The organism is Paenibacillus sp. T2-29, assembly GCF_052921365.1.
The window spans coordinates 358,093-374,387 of record NZ_JBREVE010000004.1 but is presented as its reverse complement, the minus strand read 5'-3'; the positions used below and the strand labels follow the sequence as shown (position 1 = coordinate 374,387).

Annotated in this window: 15 protein-coding genes; 7 read left to right on the top strand and 8 right to left on the bottom strand. The window is 45.0% G+C overall.

Going from position 1 to position 16,295, the window contains the following annotated elements:
* Positions 1-178 precede the first annotated feature (178 nt).
* Positions 179-1,297, bottom strand: a complete 1,119-nt coding sequence (locus ACU1JV_RS14470) for an RDD family protein (RefSeq protein WP_413987235.1) — start codon at positions 1,295-1,297, stop codon at positions 179-181.
* A gap of 244 nt (positions 1,298-1,541) precedes the next feature.
* Between ACU1JV_RS14470 and ACU1JV_RS14465 the strand changes: the two genes are divergently transcribed.
* Positions 1,542-2,093, top strand: coding sequence for a GNAT family N-acetyltransferase (locus tag ACU1JV_RS14465; protein WP_413987234.1), 552 nt, complete (start codon positions 1,542-1,544; stop codon positions 2,091-2,093).
* On the opposite strand, the gene ACU1JV_RS14460 is transcribed toward ACU1JV_RS14465, so the two are convergent.
* The gene (locus ACU1JV_RS14460) at positions 2,084-2,941 is read right to left on the bottom strand and encodes a GNAT family N-acetyltransferase (RefSeq protein ID WP_413987233.1); all 858 of its coding nucleotides are present in this window, start codon (positions 2,939-2,941) and stop codon (positions 2,084-2,086) included. The genes ACU1JV_RS14465 and ACU1JV_RS14460 overlap by 10 nt on opposite strands.
* Before the next feature lie 172 nt (positions 2,942-3,113).
* Here ACU1JV_RS14460 and ACU1JV_RS14455 point away from each other — a divergent pair, with 172 nt between their 5' ends.
* Both ACU1JV_RS14455 and ACU1JV_RS14450 read left to right on the top strand, forming a co-directional pair.
* Positions 3,114-5,066 (top strand): BglG family transcription antiterminator, encoded by a 1,953-nt coding sequence (locus ACU1JV_RS14455; RefSeq protein WP_413987232.1) that lies wholly within the window; start codon positions 3,114-3,116, stop codon positions 5,064-5,066.
* A gap of 170 nt (positions 5,067-5,236) precedes the next feature.
* Entirely contained in the window at positions 5,237-7,204 is a 1,968-nt protein-coding gene (locus tag ACU1JV_RS14450; protein WP_413987231.1) for a fructose-specific PTS transporter subunit EIIC, read from the top strand.
* A gap of 139 nt (positions 7,205-7,343) precedes the next feature.
* Here the strand turns inward: ACU1JV_RS14450 and ACU1JV_RS14445 are convergent, their stop codons facing one another.
* Both ACU1JV_RS14445 and ACU1JV_RS14440 read right to left on the bottom strand, forming a co-directional pair.
* The gene (locus ACU1JV_RS14445; protein ID WP_013373818.1) at positions 7,344-7,685 is read right to left on the bottom strand and encodes a DUF3243 domain-containing protein; all 342 of its coding nucleotides are present in this window, start codon (positions 7,683-7,685) and stop codon (positions 7,344-7,346) included.
* Between the two features lie 133 nt (positions 7,686-7,818).
* The gene (locus ACU1JV_RS14440; RefSeq protein WP_165082150.1) at positions 7,819-8,733 is read right to left on the bottom strand and encodes a phosphatidate cytidylyltransferase; all 915 of its coding nucleotides are present in this window, start codon (positions 8,731-8,733) and stop codon (positions 7,819-7,821) included.
* A gap of 97 nt (positions 8,734-8,830) precedes the next feature.
* On the opposite strand from ACU1JV_RS14440, the gene ACU1JV_RS14435 reads away from it, so the two are divergent.
* Positions 8,831-9,373: a hypothetical protein gene (locus ACU1JV_RS14435; protein ID WP_040102510.1), complete on the top strand. Its 543-nt coding sequence runs from the start codon at positions 8,831-8,833 to the stop codon at positions 9,371-9,373.
* A gap of 14 nt (positions 9,374-9,387) precedes the next feature.
* Here the strand turns inward: ACU1JV_RS14435 and ACU1JV_RS14430 are convergent, their stop codons facing one another.
* Complete coding sequence (locus ACU1JV_RS14430; protein WP_058830945.1) at positions 9,388-10,281, bottom strand: diacylglycerol/lipid kinase family protein; 894 nt, start codon at positions 10,279-10,281, stop codon at positions 9,388-9,390.
* Positions 10,282-10,419: 138 nt separating this feature from the next.
* On the opposite strand from ACU1JV_RS14430, the gene ACU1JV_RS14425 reads away from it, so the two are divergent.
* Positions 10,420-11,286, top strand: a complete 867-nt coding sequence (locus ACU1JV_RS14425; protein ID WP_013373814.1) for an SDR family oxidoreductase — start codon at positions 10,420-10,422, stop codon at positions 11,284-11,286.
* A 154-nt stretch (positions 11,287-11,440) separates the two neighbouring features.
* Positions 11,441-11,782 (top strand): zinc ribbon domain-containing protein YjdM, encoded by a 342-nt coding sequence (locus ACU1JV_RS14420; protein ID WP_013373813.1) that lies wholly within the window; start codon positions 11,441-11,443, stop codon positions 11,780-11,782.
* 117 nt (positions 11,783-11,899) lie between these two features.
* On the opposite strand, the gene ACU1JV_RS14415 is transcribed toward ACU1JV_RS14420, so the two are convergent.
* Entirely contained in the window at positions 11,900-12,655 is a 756-nt protein-coding gene (locus ACU1JV_RS14415; protein WP_016822536.1) for an AIM24 family protein, read from the bottom strand.
* A gap of 250 nt (positions 12,656-12,905) precedes the next feature.
* Here ACU1JV_RS14415 and ACU1JV_RS14410 point away from each other — a divergent pair, with 250 nt between their 5' ends.
* On the top strand, positions 12,906-13,958 hold the full coding sequence (locus ACU1JV_RS14410) for an LLM class flavin-dependent oxidoreductase (RefSeq protein WP_058830946.1): 1,053 nt from the start codon (positions 12,906-12,908) through the stop codon (positions 13,956-13,958).
* Between the two features lie 124 nt (positions 13,959-14,082).
* Here the strand turns inward: ACU1JV_RS14410 and ACU1JV_RS14405 are convergent, their stop codons facing one another.
* Both ACU1JV_RS14405 and ACU1JV_RS14400 read right to left on the bottom strand, forming a co-directional pair.
* Positions 14,083-14,592, bottom strand: a complete 510-nt coding sequence (locus tag ACU1JV_RS14405) for a DUF1036 domain-containing protein (protein WP_058830947.1) — start codon at positions 14,590-14,592, stop codon at positions 14,083-14,085.
* Positions 14,593-14,673: 81 nt separating this feature from the next.
* Positions 14,674-16,182 carry an aminotransferase class V-fold PLP-dependent enzyme gene (locus tag ACU1JV_RS14400; protein ID WP_165082146.1) on the bottom strand — a complete coding sequence of 503 codons (1,509 nt, stop codon included), beginning with the start codon at positions 16,180-16,182 and terminating at the stop codon, positions 14,674-14,676.
* Positions 16,183-16,295: the final 113 nt, after the last annotated feature.

The following is a 16,295-nucleotide window of genomic DNA, read 5'->3' as shown; positions in this document are numbered from 1 at the left end:
TCGCATTTTTTGAAAGGGTTTTCAATTTGTTGTGCATCTGAACAATATAATAAAGCAGGGCGCTGAACATGTCAGCCTATTTTATCATAGATATCAAGAGTAGTTGTATGCAAAAAAAACAGGGCTCCAAGGAGCGCCTGTCTTTTGCGTCGTATTCTCTCATTGCCAGTCATGTTGCCTATGGTCGAACCTCACGAAAGCTATAGGTAATGTCATGAAGTTCTTTCTTTAAACGGCTATATTTTGATGCAGGTGTATAACCGATGATCTGATAGAAATTATTTTCAGTTTCAATAATAGCTACATGGGTGACATAACGGTCTACATCTTTCTGTCCTTTAATCGTGAACTGAGTGGCAGGATATCCTTGAATCGTGGTGTTGGATGAAGGTCCTACCGTAGAGAGATTAAACTCTTTGGTTATATTGTTTTGGATTTTCTTTGTGTAGTACTGGCGCGTTACATTACCCAATTTCTCCTTCGAATTGGATCGTACGATAACAGACTTTTGAATGTAGGGATTGAATATCGCAATATCTGCTTTTCCTTCCCAGTCCGGGTCTGTTGACCAGTCTAACGGGGCTGAGATTTGAAATCTTCCATCTCTACTTACATAGCTCTGTTCCTGCTTGCTTACCGGAGCTTCATTGGACTCGTAACTGTTTGCCAGTACAAAAATAGCATTTACAAACGAGGCTCCCAAAATCACCATTGCGGTAAAAAATATAAAGAGCGACCATCTCATTACCTTTTTGCTAATCGGCTCTAAATCCCGTACCTTTACCACATATGTACCTGCAGCTAAATCACCAATTCGTTGTCTTGATGCAGTTACTAACACGCTGATACCAGCAGGTAGTGAACCCATTAGCAATGGATTGGTGTCTATTAACCTGAGCAGCGTGCGAATGAGTGATTTAAGAAAACCAGGAGGGTTTCCTTCTCCGTTAACCACCTTAATACGAAAAACGAATTTGCCAAGCGTATAACCTGTGTAACCTTCCAAAAGCAAATAATAGCAGAAGAAAGCTATAATCAGAATGCAACGGGAAGCAATCGCTAAAGGCAACAACCATCTATCTGTTACCTGAATGACCGAGATGAAAAAACAAATATAACCAATTATAAAAAATATGAAATCAAAAATCGTTGCTCCCCAACGTCTAAACAAAATAGACGAACCGTAGGTTTTTGATATTTCAGCCATTCTGTTTGTTTCTCCATAGTTTTGCCCATGCCGAATGTAACTCTCTCTTGCTGTTGCCTGTGAATTCTGTGATATGTGCTGGTCTTCCAAATCGTACACCTCATTTTAATATTCCATAATTTAAGACACACTCCTTATATAACGGTCTTTTTATCATCCATGTTTAGGAAAACATTCTATAAACAAAGAACTAATTATAAATATCCCTTTAGAGGTATTCTTTCGATTACTTTATAATTGGAAGAAGAAAGTAATGAAATCGAATATTGAACTTAGGAGGCGTAGGTATGAATGGAAAGCTGGCGAAAGTGAACAAGGGGACAGGGGTGAGAATATGAAAGGTGAGTTTCCGGTTATAACAACCGAACGTCTTGTATTACGGAAAATGGTAGCGACGGACAGCAAGGACATGTTGGAATACTTTTCAGATGAGCAGGTGATGAAGTTTTATGGAGTGAGCCCATTTGAGTCTGAAGAAGAGGCACTGGAAGAGATCCGTTGGTATGATCAGATTTTTGAGACAGACCAGGGAATCCGCTGGGCTCTTCAAACGAATGAAGGTAAAATCATCGGTTCTTGCGGATTTCATAACTGGGATCAACGTCATCACCGAGCAGAAATGGGTTATGAATTGTCCAGAGCCTATTGGGGCCAAGGGTTAATGTCAGAGGTACTTGCAGCTGTAATCGACTATGGGTTTCATACCCTCCTCTTGAACCGCATTCAGGCACTAGTAGAGCCGGAGAATACGCAATCCTTGCGTTTGCTTGAAAAAGCAGGCTTTCGGCAGGAAGGAATCCTGTCCCAGTATGAATTTACGTTGGGGAAATATGATGATCTTTGCATGTGCGCACTCGTTAAATCAGAATATATCAATTATCTATGAAGGGGTATATACATTTCATATTGCTCAATAGGGTCCTTAGAGAAGCCTACCTTTTGGATAAAGCCTTCAAGAGAGTTATTGTCGGACAGGCAGATATATACCTTCTCGGCCTTTTGGGTTTCTGCCGCTTTATGAAGTAAGGTACGTCCAAGGCCTTGGTTTCGATGTTTGGGATCGACCCAAAGAAAGTTGATTTTACCTTGAGCACCCATAGCAATCATGCCGAGTCGGGTTTGATCGACTGCATAGATGCCGAGAAAAACTTCTTGTGTGCTGTTGGCGTAATAAGGTGTGTCACTTTGCCAATGGATGTGACAGTCGGTGAGGGTTGTACGGAAATCTGCGACATCATCAAACATAAGTTTTTTAAGAGTGTACGAAGATGAAGGAGCGGGAGAGACCGATGGGAGCATAGCGTTATAATATTTTAGCGTATAGCGTGCCTGATAGCCGTGCTTTTTATAGAATTGGACAGCTCGGTGATTATCTCTGATGACTTCGAGCCATAGCTGCTGGCAGCCCGCAGAGATGGCCGTTTGTTTATGCAACTCGAGCAACCTGTTGCTAATACCCTGGCCACGGTAAGCTGGACCGATGCATAGCGTACCGCAACGCATGGTCTGGCACCCGTCAAACTGCCTGATACCGCCTAGAATTAAGCCAATTGGCTGATCTTCATCCATGGCAAGGAAAGAGTGGCTCCGTGAATTACCCTCTGGACCGAAAAAACGTGCCGCGAAATCGTCCTGTTCCATGGTCAGGCGAATGGAATAGTCTGAGAATCCGAGCGAAAATGCCTGGAAAATGTGCTCCATGCTGACTTCATTGCATCTCAAATAGGTGATCACTGTTCTTCCTCCTGAAAATCCAGTATATTGGGATTGTCTTATTATACACTCCGTATGTTGCTGTAGGGTTACAATTAGTATATCGATAAGCTAATATAAAGTTAATATAAAGCTAACGAAATATAAACCGATATGCCTGAACATTCTTTATTTTGGAAGATAGGAGATTGGAATGAACAAAAGGCAAGTAGAAATTTTCCGCAAGTTGTTAATTGAATCGAACCGACTGTGGTTAGTGCAGGATCTGGCCGATCAAACGGATTGCTCAGAAAAGACGATTCGAAACGATCTAAAAGTAATTGAAGAATACCTAGTCAAGCACTCCGATGCAAATCTGGTGAGAAGACCGGGACGCGGTATTTATTTGGAGATAAGTGAAGCGGAGCAGGCTGATTTATTTCACCGCCTGTATGCAGGCGAGAGTACAGCCCAGCATGAATCGGATGAGGAGAGGGTGTTACATCTCGCTTATCGGCTCTTGATGGATGCCAAGCCTGTAACGATACAAGATCTGGCCTCCCAGTATTATGTGAACAAGACGGTGATCCGTAGAGATATGGAGAAGATTGATGACTGGCTGCACAGCTTTGATCTTGCCTTGGTTACCAAGCAGCGCGTAGGCTTGACCATTCAAGGCACAGAGAAAAACAAGCGGATCGCTTTGGCGCGGATGAATCAGCTGATTGATAGTCCTGAGTTAACGGGACAGATGATGCGCAAGCAGTTTGAGCCGCACGAGATTGCGACCATCAATTATGAATTAAAAGCATTTCAAAAGCTTCATGAACTCAGCTTTACTGATGAAGCTTTTGAGGGTTTAATGCTCCATATTCTCTTAATGGTCAAACGAACCAAGCTGGGACAGCCCATCTCTCTCTCCGAGCAAGACATTGCCTTTTTGCAGGAGAAGGCCGAATTTACATGGGCTACTTCGTTTTTACGGCAGCTGCAAAAGCTGTTTTCCGTACCTTTTTCCAAGGAAGAAACGGCCTATCTAACCCTGCATTTGCTGGGCGGAAAGTTCCGTTACCAGCAAGAGGATAGAAAGGGCAAACAAAGCGATCTGGCAGACAGCAATCCGCTTTTGCCTAAACTGATTGAGCAGTTAGTCCGGCGGATGTCGGAGCTGAATATGATTGACTTTTCCAAGGATAAGATGTTGCTGAAAGGGTTGAAGGTCCATTTATATACGACCCTGAACCGGCTTCAATATGGTTTGACGGTGTCCAATCCTATGCTGACTGAGATTAAGAAGATGTATCCTTACATGTTCGACCGGGTTATTATTACGCTGGAAGAGGTAGGGGATTTGGTCCGGTTATCGTTCCCTGAGGAGGAAGCGGCGTATTTAACGCTACATTTTCAGGCTTCTGTGGAGCGACTTCACCAGAAAGAGAGTCATCCTCAGAGAGCCATCATCGTGTGTCACATGGGTATCGGTATGTCCCAGCTACTGCGCACAAAGGTGGAACGTAAGTTTCCGGCTGTACATGTGGAGACAACCCTTTCGAAGGCTGAAGTTCAGGACTATCTGGCAACCCAGGAGGTGGATCTCATCATTACAACCGTAGCTCTTACAGAGCTGAGCGTTCCGCACATTCTCGTCTCTCCATTGCTGGATGCCAAGGATGAGCGTCAACTGGAACAAGTGATCAGACGAATGGATGAGCCGGAACCTAGAGTCGCAGATGAATCTGTATTTTTTAAGTACACAACACCTTTTTTAGTATTTCCCCAGCAAGAAGTGCAGCGTCCGGAACAATTGATTTCCAAGCTGGCGCAAATACTGGAGGACAAAGGATATGTGGAGACAGGATATGTGGACAGCGTATTGGCGCGAGAAAAAATGTCAGCTACGACGATTGGGGGAGGCATAGCCATCCCGCATGGCGGCTCAGAGTGGATAAGGCAGTCCTCCATTGTAGTCGCTACTTTAAAGAAGCCACTTACTTGGGGAACCGAGAAAGTAGAGCTTGTCTTCTTGCTTGCGGTAAAACAGGATGGGCGGGAAGAAATGCGGCAGTTATTTAAGGAATTATCCCTAATCAGTGAGCAGCCAGCTCTAGTCCATGCTTTATCTAAGGAGACCGATGCGATGAGACTATTAGGGAAGCTAAAGGGATAAACTAAAATTAAAAGCCGTGCTGTGGAGCAGGACTTATCTATAAGTCCTGTTTTTTTGTCCGTATTATTCTATTTTTCCGAAAGTTCCGGTAAAAAGTTCGCCCGATAACAGCAAAAAAGGCGGTTATACTATCAATGTAAGCGGAAACATCAGAGAGAAGGGGAATGACTATGAAGATATTAGCGATAACCTCATGTCCTAACGGAATTGCACATACGTATATGGCAGCTGAGAATCTGCAAAAGGCAGCAGCCAAACTGGGTATCGAGATGAAGGTCGAGACACAAGGCTCCATTGGAGTAGAAAATCAACTAACGGAGCAGGAGATCCGTGAAGCGGATGGCATTATTATTGCAGCGGATAAGACGGTGGTCAAAGACCGCTTCGTCGGCAAGAAATTGCTGGTCGTTGGAGTACAAGATGGGATTCGCCGTCCGGAAGAATTGATCCAGCGGGTGATGAAGGGGAATGTGCCTGTGTACCAGGCAGAGTCACGTGCCTCCGAAGCTAGCTCACAGGAGAATAAACCGAAGCAAAATCCTATCTACCGCCACTTGATGAATGGTGTATCCTATATGGTGCCCTTTATCGTCATTGGGGGATTGCTCATTGCCATTGCGTTGACGATTGGCGGTGAGAAGACACCAGGCGGTCTGGTTATACCGGACGGTTCATTTTGGAAGACGGTTCAGGATATCGGTTCGGCTTCGTTTACCTTTATGATACCAATCCTCGCTGGATTCATCGCGATGAGTATTGCGGATAGACCGGGGCTTGCACCGGGTATGGTTGGCGGATTCATTGCTGCGAACGGCAGTTTTTATGGAAGTGAGGCGGGAGCCGGATTTATCGGCGGAATTATCGCTGGTTTCCTGGCGGGTTATGTTGCACTGGGTATTCGGAAAATGAAGGTTGGGCGAGCGTTACAGCCGATCATGCCTATTATTATTATCCCTGTGTTGTCATCTTTAATTGTAGGATTAATCTTTGTCTTTATAATCGGTTCTCCAGTCGCACAATTGTTTGAAGCTTTGACGGGTTGGCTTGCAGGTATGCAAGGTACAAGCTCAATTCTATTGGCACTGATTTTAGGTGCGATGATCTCCTTTGATATGGGTGGTCCAGTCAATAAAGTAGCATTTTTATTCGGCTCGGCCATGATTGGTGAAGGAAATTACGAAATTATGGGACCGATCGCCGTTGCGATTTGTATTCCACCGATTGGAATGGGACTTGCAGCAATGATCAACAAGCGTAAATTTGCATCAGCAGAACGCGAAGCTGGGAAAGCGACATTCACGATGGGATTATTCGGTATTACTGAAGGAGCGATTCCCTTCGCTGCACAAGATCCATTGCGTGTTATTCCTAGTATCATGGCAGGATCTATGGTCGGTTCAGTCATTGCGATGTTGGGAAATGTAGGAGATAAGGTAGCTCATGGTGGACCGATTGTAGCCATTCTTGGTGCAGTGGACAATGTGTTCATGTTCTTCATTGCTGTTATTGTCGGCGCAGCCGTCTCGGTTATCCTGGTGAGTCTGCTGAAAAGGGATATTGCAACTGCAAATCTGGCTGTTGCTGGAGAAGAGACATCTGGAATGACTACGACCGCCGCCGAGTCATCAGCTTCAGCGATTGCATATAACGAGCCCGAGGTATCTTCGCAAGCCATTCACATTGAGAAGTTGACAGATATTGTAACGATGGATCTGATTAATCTGGATCTGGAAGGAACGACACAGGATGCCGTGATTGATGAAATGATCGGAGCACTTGAGAGAAATGGAGCCGTAAGTTCTGCCAGTGGTTTTAAACAGGCTATATTGGACCGAGAGAAGGAAAGCTCCACAGGCATTGGAATGAATATTGCCATTCCTCACGGTAAATCGGAAGCTGTTCTGAAGCCAAGCGTGGTCTTTGGGGTGAAGCGGAGCGGAGTGGACTGGAAAAGCATGGATGGAAGTGAAGCGAAACTGATCTTCATGATTGCTGTTCCGCGTAATAGCAAGGACAATGCCCATCTGAAGGTGCTGCAAATGCTGTCTCGTAAGCTGATGGACGACCATTTTAGAGAAGCGCTTCTGGCGGTTACGACCAAGGAAGATGCATATCAATTACTGACTCAGGTGCATTAATTCCATGCGCTAAGCAGAACATATTGTAATCACTAGCGGAACGCACTGCAACGATAGTAAACGCAAGAGCAGTCTATCCTCATCTAAGGATAGACTGCTCTTTTATAGTAAAATATTGTTTTTCATAAATTAAATATTTCTACGAGGATTGAGCCACACGTACTAGCATGTGGGCAAGCGCGTGCTGCTGCTCTTTGTCCCCTACCTTCCACAATTCCTGAAGAAGCTTCTCCTCGCTATTACGCGGTTCTTCCTTGGCTGCCAGATAGCCTGCGATCTTCTCAGCTGCTTTTGCCATCACTTCTTCATTCAAGCCGATTTTTTGAGCCATTTCAATTTTGTCGCTCAAATAACTTTTGAATGAATCAAAGCTGCCCAAGATGTCATCCTTTTTGCTGTCGTCTATCCGATTTAATGCGTCATCTACCTTGTTCAGGGCCACTTCGCCTTCCTTATTCACAACATGATTATGTTCTGCCATTTCTAACGCCTCCTCAAGATTGTTTTCTAGGATAAGGACTGCTTGCGGTACAGTAGTACTTACCCGGGCTAACCAAAATGAAAACGGTGAGAAGCAAGCAGAGTATCGTGAAGCGATGAAGAAAAACATATTGTTACATAAAATCGAAAAAATAACGAATCACGTGAAAAAAGACGGGCGAGGTGTAGGTCAAGCTATCCACCCGGCTTAAATAGCTTTTTTTCAAAGCATCGAACTTATTATCATCGCCGATTAATAAATCTCGTTTCAGCACGGAAACCGTTAAGCTCCCGAAGAAACCGCTCAAGCTAATCAACATGCCCATAATAATCCCAAATTTCAGATCAAACGGCGTCAGGTACGGATAGATTAGATAGGAAGCCGCTATGGTTACGGGAAAAGCAAATGCAAAGCCTTCCCAAGTTATATTGGGATTGGATGTCGGGACGATTTTCCGTTTGCCGAAATAGAGTGATGCCAGATAATGTGCGACATCATTGAGCTGTGTCAGTACCACTAGAAAAAGTACAAGTTTCGCTCCGTATTGCGGCGTAGCAAACTGAAAATAAGCCAGGTGACTCAGTCCAAAAACCATCAGCATGAGTCCCCATTGAGTCGAGCTGACGCTGCGCAAGAAACCAACGGTTCCTTTATTGATCAATCGCGGGAGCGGTAGCAGCAAGAATACATAGATAGGGATAAAGACGATAAACATCCCATACCACCCGATATAAATCCAATAAAACTGTACAGGAATCGCCAAGTATGCCCATAAAAACAACCTGCGGTCAGCTTTTCTGGATCTAATCATGGAGAAGTATTCTTTTAGCGCAAAGAAAGTAAGCACCATCAAGGAAAGCAGTGAAACGATCGGATTGAAAAGTGTTGCCAGGCAAAAGATAAAGAACATGCCCCACCAGGTCTTAATGCGAAGTCCAATAGCTGCATAGTCTTTGTTTGGCTGTGTTTTGACTACCACTATATAAATTAGATGGATGATTAATAAGGCTATACAAATGAGGGTTAACGTTAATAACGAACTGTCCATTGCGACTCACCAACTTATAGCGAAATAGGATTCCCTGAAGGAGGTCCTATGTTATTATGAAGGAATAATTCAAACTTGATAAGGGGAAGTTTCGTAAATGGTAGCTGATCAATCGGTTTTTATCTTGCTTACGAATACGGGAACGTTTCTGACGAGAGTCATTAAAAGCTATACAAGAGCACCATACAATCACGCCTCCATTTCCTTCAACCGAGAACTTTCGGAGTTATACAGCTTCGGGAGAAAGACCCCCAGTAACCCTCTGGATGGTGGTTTCGTGAAAGAGGATATTAAGACAGGTACATACAGCAGATTTCCGAATACAACATGTGTCATCTACGAGCTTCAAGTAACCGACCGTGAAGTCGAGAAAATGAAGAGAGTTTTACACGTTTTTATCCGAAGTCGGCAAAAATATATGTATAACTTACTGGGATTAATTGGCGTTGCACTCAAAGAACCAGTCGAGTTCAGTAATTCTTATTTTTGTTCGCAATTTGTCGCGGAAATTTTACAGCGATCCGGCATCAAAATATGGAACAAGTTGCCCGCCCTTATTACACCAGACGATTTTCGGCAAAGTGACCGATTCCATCTGATCTACGAGGGGAAATTGAGCGAGTATGAGCCTCAAGCCTGAGGATAAGCACTTTATTACTTAGACTCCTCAGGCACAATCACCTCGATGTGACGCGCTAGAATACTAAGCTCGATAGGCAAAGAGGGTCCTTCCTCACCATCTACATTCGTACTGACCGGTTCTGCAGAGCTGACACTTACATGCTTTGCAGTAAAGTAAACGATATCACTATGATCTTTCAGGTTGCCTAAAAATAAGCTTATGCTGGCCGTCACCGTGTTCAATATATTAAGGTTTTTGAAAATAAAGCAGTGAAGCAGGCCATCATCAACAGCCGCCCCGGGCGCCAGTTTCTCAAATCCGCCAACTGAGTTGGTTAAAGCAGCAAGAAAGAGTGGGGATTCGCCTTCCCAAGTCCTGTCATCATAGCGGACGATAAGCGGATGGACAGGATGATTGATAAGTTCTTTCAAACCTTCTTTAAAGTAGGCAAATGTACCAAACATGGATTTATCGTCTGACGACACAGCGGATAGCGATTCGGCAAGCGAGCCAGTGGCAACAACATTGGCAAACATTCGACCGTTTAAGAGACCCATATCTACGGCTTTCACGCGAGCAGAAGTGAGTGTACGGATCGCCAGTTCAGGACTTAGCGGAATTTGTAAGGCACGGGCAAAATCATTGACGGTCCCAAGCGGGATGACCCCTAGTTTTGGACGATGGGCTTGATCCATGAAACCATTAATGGTTTCGTGAAGCGTGCCATCTCCACCGAGGGAAACGACTAGATCATAAGTCTCCTGACATGCAGTGACGCAAAAACGGGTGGCATCAAGTTCTTGTGCCGTTTCTTCGACTGTAACGGCGTATCCTTGCTCACGTAGAATTTCTTCTACGTTTCTGACATGTTGGAGGGATTCCTCTTTGCCAGAAGAGGGATTTACAATGACCATAGCTTTCTTCATATACATATTCCTCTCTTTGGGGAAAGTCGGGGTTACCAACCCTTACCCGAAAAGCATACCTTTAGACTCTAAATTAGACATGTGTCATATTTTTAGTTACTATATAAAAGTAAATAAAATCTGAATGGAGGATTTCGTATGAAAATCGCATTAACAGGAGCAACGGGGCAACTGGGTTCCATTGTGGTAGATACATTGCTTGCATCCGTCCCGGCAAAAGACCTTATTGTTAGCGTAAGAAATCCGGAAAAAGCAGAGGGGTTACGTAATCGTGGCGTTGACGTTCGTCATGGCGATTTTGACAAGCCAGAAACGCTGGATCAGGCATTTGCTGGTGTAGATCGATTGTTGATTATATCCGCAGACGGGGATAATGATACTAGAATTCGTCAGCATAAAGCGGCTGTTGATGCTGCTGTGCGTGCGGGAGTAGGGTTCATCGCGTATACCAGTGCGGCCAATGCCGCTGACAGCACTCTATTCCTTGCACCCGTACATCGTATTACGGAGGAGTTCATTCGTGAGTCAGGTATTCCTTACTCCTTCTTGCGTAATAATTGGTATCTTGAGAATGAAGCAGGCACGATCCAATCCGTACTCGCGGGAGCTCCATGGTTAACCTCAGCAGGGTCCGGTAGAGTAGGTTGGGCTGCCCGCGCTGATTACGCGCAAGCGGCTGCAGCCGTGTTGTCTGGCGAAGGACATGAGAATACAATCTACGAGCTCTCTGGTAAGCCGATTACCCAAGAAGAGTTGGCAGCGATACTTGCTGAGGTCCTGGGTAAGGACGTTCCTGTACAGCAGGTAGACGATGCTGCGTATGCCGAGATCATGCTCGGTGCGGGAGTACCGGAAGGTGCCATCCCTATTGTGGTAGGCATTCAACAAGCGATTCGTGAAGGAGCTTTGGATGTCGTAAGCAACGATTTTGAGAAGCTGTTGAAGCGTCCCCTGACGCCGCTTAAGCAAGGAATTAGTGAACTGGTCAAACAAATCCAAGCATAATAAACATGTCGTACAAAACGGATGCTGCCTAGGAAGGTTAGCATCCGTTTTAGTTACATTCATAACTGGAACCGCGACTGATTATCCAATATACTTGTAGGGAACTCCAAGGTAGCTTGGAATAGAAATAAAAATGAATGGAGTACATAATACCATGTCTAATTTGCCAAATTGTCCTGAGTGTAATTCAGAGTACACTTATGAGGACCGTAGTCTGTTCATTTGCCCGGAATGCGCCCATGAGTGGTCTGCCGAGTCAGAAACTGAAAGCAGTGAAGACGTAAAAGTCGTCAAAGATGCGAATGGTAACATTCTGAAGGATGGTGACTCTGTAACTGTCATCAAAGACCTTAAAGTGAAGGGAAGCTCTTCCGTCTTGAAAATTGGCACCAAAGTAAAAAACATCCGTCTGGTGGAAGGCGACCACGATATTGATTGCAAAATTGATGGTTTTGGAGCAATGAAGCTAAAATCGGAGTTTGTTAAAAAGAATTAGAGTATATAGCAGAGAAACTGTTCAGTTCCATGAGGATAAAAAGGAGAAGCCGAGGCTTCTCCTTTTTTATTAGCATTGGGCATCATTGGGCTTCCAATGCTCATGCCCATATAGATGTCATAGTGGTGCCAGCCACACGGTTCCTGTTCCCCTGTATACATTAACCAGCCCTTCGCCGGAAGCGGCTGAGCCCATTTTGGTTTTCCCCGATTTTTCAACGGTGAACTGTAGGGTGTTGGACCACATAAGGGCAAAGTTGCCATCCACCTTAAGCACATCATTTTGCAATTCTATAACGACTGCTTCATCAGAAGGGATCGGCGCTTGAAGTGCCAGCACTCCTTTTCCACGGGCGCTTAAATTAAATAACCCTTCTCCGCCCAGTGCAGCAGAGGAAAGATTACTACGTGCAACGACGGATATGTCGAGTGTGGTGTCGCAAGCTAAAAACAATCCGTCTTCGATGGCAATGTCATCATTATCGACATCAATAAGCCAGATATATTGATAGGTAGGCTCCAGCATGATGGTTCCCGTGCCTTTATAGTGCGGCTTAATGGCACCTGTCCCTGTTACAGCACCGGATACCAAGTTTCGCATTAAGCCTCCGACGCCTTTTACACCGGTAGTCATTTCCATGCTACCTACAGTATATTGCATGGCACCAGCCCTCATCATAATCTCACTATTATTGATTTCGATCATGAGCTGCTTGCGGCGCATGTTACTTTTGCTCATATAGTAATTGTCTTTCGCAGCCGCAACCGAGGTGCAACTCAAATCTGTTATGTATTCCAGTACCGTAAATCCACCTAATTGGTCAGTGATGGCAACATTGCTGTTATCCTTTAAATTATTAATAACAAAAGCCATAAATGTATGCGCCTCCTTGTTGTTTTCATGGTGTGGGGATGGAAATCTTATTTACTCCATACCATAATTCGACAAAGAGACTGCTTTTCCTGCGCAGATCTCGGCACTTTTCTCGCCTGATTTTCAAACTCAGAAAAGGAGAGCTTGAAAAAGATATAAAAAAGGTTCAATATAAAGATATCGGTTTTTAAAATGATTGCTTCGAAAGCAACCGAATGAAAAATGAAACATACAATAGGGGGTAAGACAAGTGGAGATAGGTATAAGTACGTTTGTAGAAACAACACCGGATCCCCAAACCGGTGAGGTTATCAGTCACGCACAACGGATACGTGAAGTGGTCGAGGAAATTGTACTTGCTGATCAGGTAGGACTGGATGTGTACGGCGTGGGAGAGCATCATCGTAAAGATTATGCGGCATCTGCTCCGGCTGTTATACTGGCTGCTGCTGCGGCACAGACCCAACGAATTCGCCTAACCAGTGCGGTTACGGTGCTTTCATCGGATGATCCGGTGCGTGTGTTTCAGGATTTTGCTACGCTGGACGGTATTTCGAATGGACGAGCTGAAATTATGGCAGGCCGAGGTTCTTTTATCGAATCGTTTCCGTTGTTTGGGTATGACCTGGATAACTACGATGAGTTGTTTGATGAAAAACTGGAACTTCTATTGAAAATACGTGAATCCGAAAAAGTGACCTGGAAAGGCGGACATCGGCCTGCGATCAACAATTTAGGCGTGTATCCGCGTCCGGTGCAAAATCCTTTGCCTGTATGGATCGGGAGTGGAGGCAATCAGGAATCTGTGGTTCGTGCGGGCTTGCTTGGATTGCCGTTGGTGCTTGCCATTATCGGAGGCAGCCCTATGCAGTTTGCACCATTGGTGGAGTTGTACAAAAAGGCAGCTAAGCACGCAGGTCATGATGCATCGCTGCTTCCAGTTGCATCCCACTCGCATGGTTTTATCGCGGAGACCACCGAGCTTGCAGCTGAAAAGTTTTTCCCTTCCACTCAGCAGAGCATGAATGTGCTTGGGCGTGAACGCGGTTGGGGTCCTTATACTCGTTCCAGCTTCGATGCCGCGCGCAGCTTTGAAGGAGCATTGTATGTAGGCGATCCCGATACAGTTGCCAAGAAAATCATTCATCTCCGTAAACAGGTAGGCATTACACGTTTTCTGTTGCATGTGCCCGTCGGCACGATGCCGCATGATGATGTCATGAGAGCTATTGAGTTATTGGGAACAGAGGTAGCGCCACGGGTGCGTGAAGAGATATCCAAGTGGGAATCTGAGAGCAAATAAGCGGATTGACCTCAGTATAGAGAAAAGAGAAAGGAGCAGACCGTGTAAGGAGGTCGCTCCTTTTTGGTTCTAAATAGTCTATATTGTTTCTAATTAATCTGTATAGGTGAGTTCAGATCATTCTTTATTTTGTCCGTTTTTTATGAGTGATGCGTTTCTGTAATTGAAGTTTCCCTTGTTGTAATCTCTTAGGTTTGGCAGGAACTCTGCGCAAGATAGGTTTCTCTTGGGTTGCTTTGGAAGGCAGCGTCATGCGGAGTGTGGTTGAGGCAGGTTTTCTTTGACTGCTGCTTCTTATAAAGTCGATAGTATAGTTCAAGACGAACGGGCTAACCGCAATTCTCCGCAGTCCCACGTTTCTACAAGTGGTACAGCCTGTATCCCAGCACCAATCGAAGGCATTCTCAGGAACTTGAGTGAAGTAAGAACCCTGCCATGTACGTCCAAAATCATCCTCGGCGTAATAGAAAAACGTATTACCTCCGGCGAAGCCGCTCCATACTTGAATAGTTTGACCGGGGTTCACGCGATACCAGCCTGCTTTGGAGTAGTTAACAGGAGTACAGCTGAAGTCCGGATAGGCAAAAACTACAAAGATAGCCGCATTGGTGCTGTTGCGAAAATTGAGACCCATTGTCGCCCCTTCTTTCCTCATATAGTAATCTTACAGTGTAGCTTATGAGTATTTTGAAAGAAGGAAACAGACAAGAGTCTCTTAATTGCTAAAGTTGAACCATTTGCTGATGTCCATTTTGTTATGTTCATTCATAGATCGCCACTCGTTGGATTCCGGTTGATAGGTATAATCTTTTTGCCAGGTTGTTATGTTTTCCACGATAGCCCGTATGGAAGAGACAATATAGGAGACTTCCTGATTGGTCATCATGGGATGAAGCGACAGACGCACCCAGCCCGGCTTTCGAGATAAGTTTCCCGCATGAATCAGGTCTGTCATTTGCTTAGATGCTTGCTGGTCGATGCCCAGCAAATAATGTCCATAGGGGCCTGCACATGAACAGCCGCCCCGGGCCTGAATGCCAAATCGATCATTGAGTAGTTTTACAATCAGGTTATAGTGAATATGACCAACAACGAAAGAAACGATTCCCAGCCGATCTTGGCTGCTCCCTCCCAAAATGTGTAGACCTGGTATGATGCTCAAGCCTTTTAGCAATAATGAGGTCAGCTCCTTTTTACGCTCCCACATGCGGTTGTATCCCATTTGTTCCTTCAACTGAATACAGAGCGCGGTTCGAACAGCCTGTAGAAAAGGAGGAGTGCCTCCATCCTCGCGGGCCTCAATACTATTTTTATACTCGTATCCACCCCAAGGATTGGTCCAACTTACCGTGCCGCCTCCGGGCTGATCGGGAGCACAATGGAGACACAGCCGCGAATCCATAATGAGAACGCCGCTTGTGCCGGGGCCACCAAGAAATTTGTGAGGAGAAAATACAATCCCGTCCAGTTTCTCAAGGGGATCTGTAGGATGCATGTCGATCTCCGCATAAGGTGCGCTTGCCGAAAAATCAATGAAACATACGCCACCATGTTCATGCATTTTGCGGGATAGTTGGTGAATTGGCACTTCGAACCCTGTAACATTGGAGCAGGCGGTAAAAGCGCCAATCTTGATCGGGCGATGCCGAAATTGATGCAGCAGTCGTTCGAGATGAGCTGGATCGACCATTCCTCCGGGGCCCGGAGGGAGACACACAACGTCTCCAATGGTTTCTGCCCAGGAAATATGATTGGAATGATGCTCCATGTGTGTAACAAAAATAACGGGGCGGTCTTTTTCGGCGATGGGGTAGAGAGGCTTTAATTTTTCATGTATTTTTAATCCTAATAGTCGCTGAAGCTTATTCACCGCACCTGTCATCCCAGACCCGGCGAATAGAATGATATCATGTTCGTTGGCATGAACGTGGTTCTTAATGATTTGCTTTGCTTTTTCATAGGCTTGGGTCATCAGAGTTCCTGTCAAATTAGACTCCGTATGCGTGTTCGCCACAAATGGACCTAATTCATTAGCTATTTTCGACTCGATGGGTCCATATAGACGACCGCTGGCTGCCCAATCCGCATAAATCAGCTTTTTAAGCCCATATGGAGATTCAAAGGTCTGGTGATAACCGATTGTATTTTCGCGATACTTTTGGAAATGAGCCTCGTTAGAAGGCTGATACCTACAGTTACTACTTCCGATTCGAGCCATGAGCATACGGCGCCTCCCAAGTCGTTCTGTCTTCTTAGGGTACGTAGGTAGGCGAGGATAGGTTAAAATAATTAGGCGAATGTCATCATTTAGTCAAATTAAAAAGCCTCATCCAATAG

Bases quoted from the DNA above. Each gene is read 5' to 3' on its own strand.
- ACU1JV_RS14465 (WP_413987234.1), top strand. From the start codon at position 1,542: ATGAAAGGTGAGTTTCCGGTTATAACAACCGAACGTCTTGTATTACGG.
- ACU1JV_RS14455 (WP_413987232.1), top strand. From the start codon at position 3,114: ATGAACAAAAGGCAAGTAGAAATTTTCCGCAAGTTGTTAATTGAATCG.
- ACU1JV_RS14450 (WP_413987231.1), top strand. From the start codon at position 5,237: ATGAAGATATTAGCGATAACCTCATGTCCTAACGGAATTGCACATACG.
- ACU1JV_RS14445 (WP_013373818.1), bottom strand. From the start codon at position 7,685: ATGGCAGAACATAATCATGTTGTGAATAAGGAAGGCGAAGTGGCCCTG.
- ACU1JV_RS14440 (WP_165082150.1), bottom strand. From the start codon at position 8,733: ATGGACAGTTCGTTATTAACGTTAACCCTCATTTGTATAGCCTTATTA.
- ACU1JV_RS14435 (WP_040102510.1), top strand. From the start codon at position 8,831: ATGGTAGCTGATCAATCGGTTTTTATCTTGCTTACGAATACGGGAACG.
- ACU1JV_RS14430 (WP_058830945.1), bottom strand. From the start codon at position 10,281: ATGAAGAAAGCTATGGTCATTGTAAATCCCTCTTCTGGCAAAGAGGAA.
- ACU1JV_RS14425 (WP_013373814.1), top strand. From the start codon at position 10,420: ATGAAAATCGCATTAACAGGAGCAACGGGGCAACTGGGTTCCATTGTG.
- ACU1JV_RS14420 (WP_013373813.1), top strand. From the start codon at position 11,441: ATGTCTAATTTGCCAAATTGTCCTGAGTGTAATTCAGAGTACACTTAT.
- ACU1JV_RS14415 (WP_016822536.1), bottom strand. From the start codon at position 12,655: ATGGCTTTTGTTATTAATAATTTAAAGGATAACAGCAATGTTGCCATC.
- ACU1JV_RS14405 (WP_058830947.1), bottom strand. From the start codon at position 14,592: ATGGGTCTCAATTTTCGCAACAGCACCAATGCGGCTATCTTTGTAGTT.
- ACU1JV_RS14400 (WP_165082146.1), bottom strand. From the start codon at position 16,182: ATGCTCATGGCTCGAATCGGAAGTAGTAACTGTAGGTATCAGCCTTCT.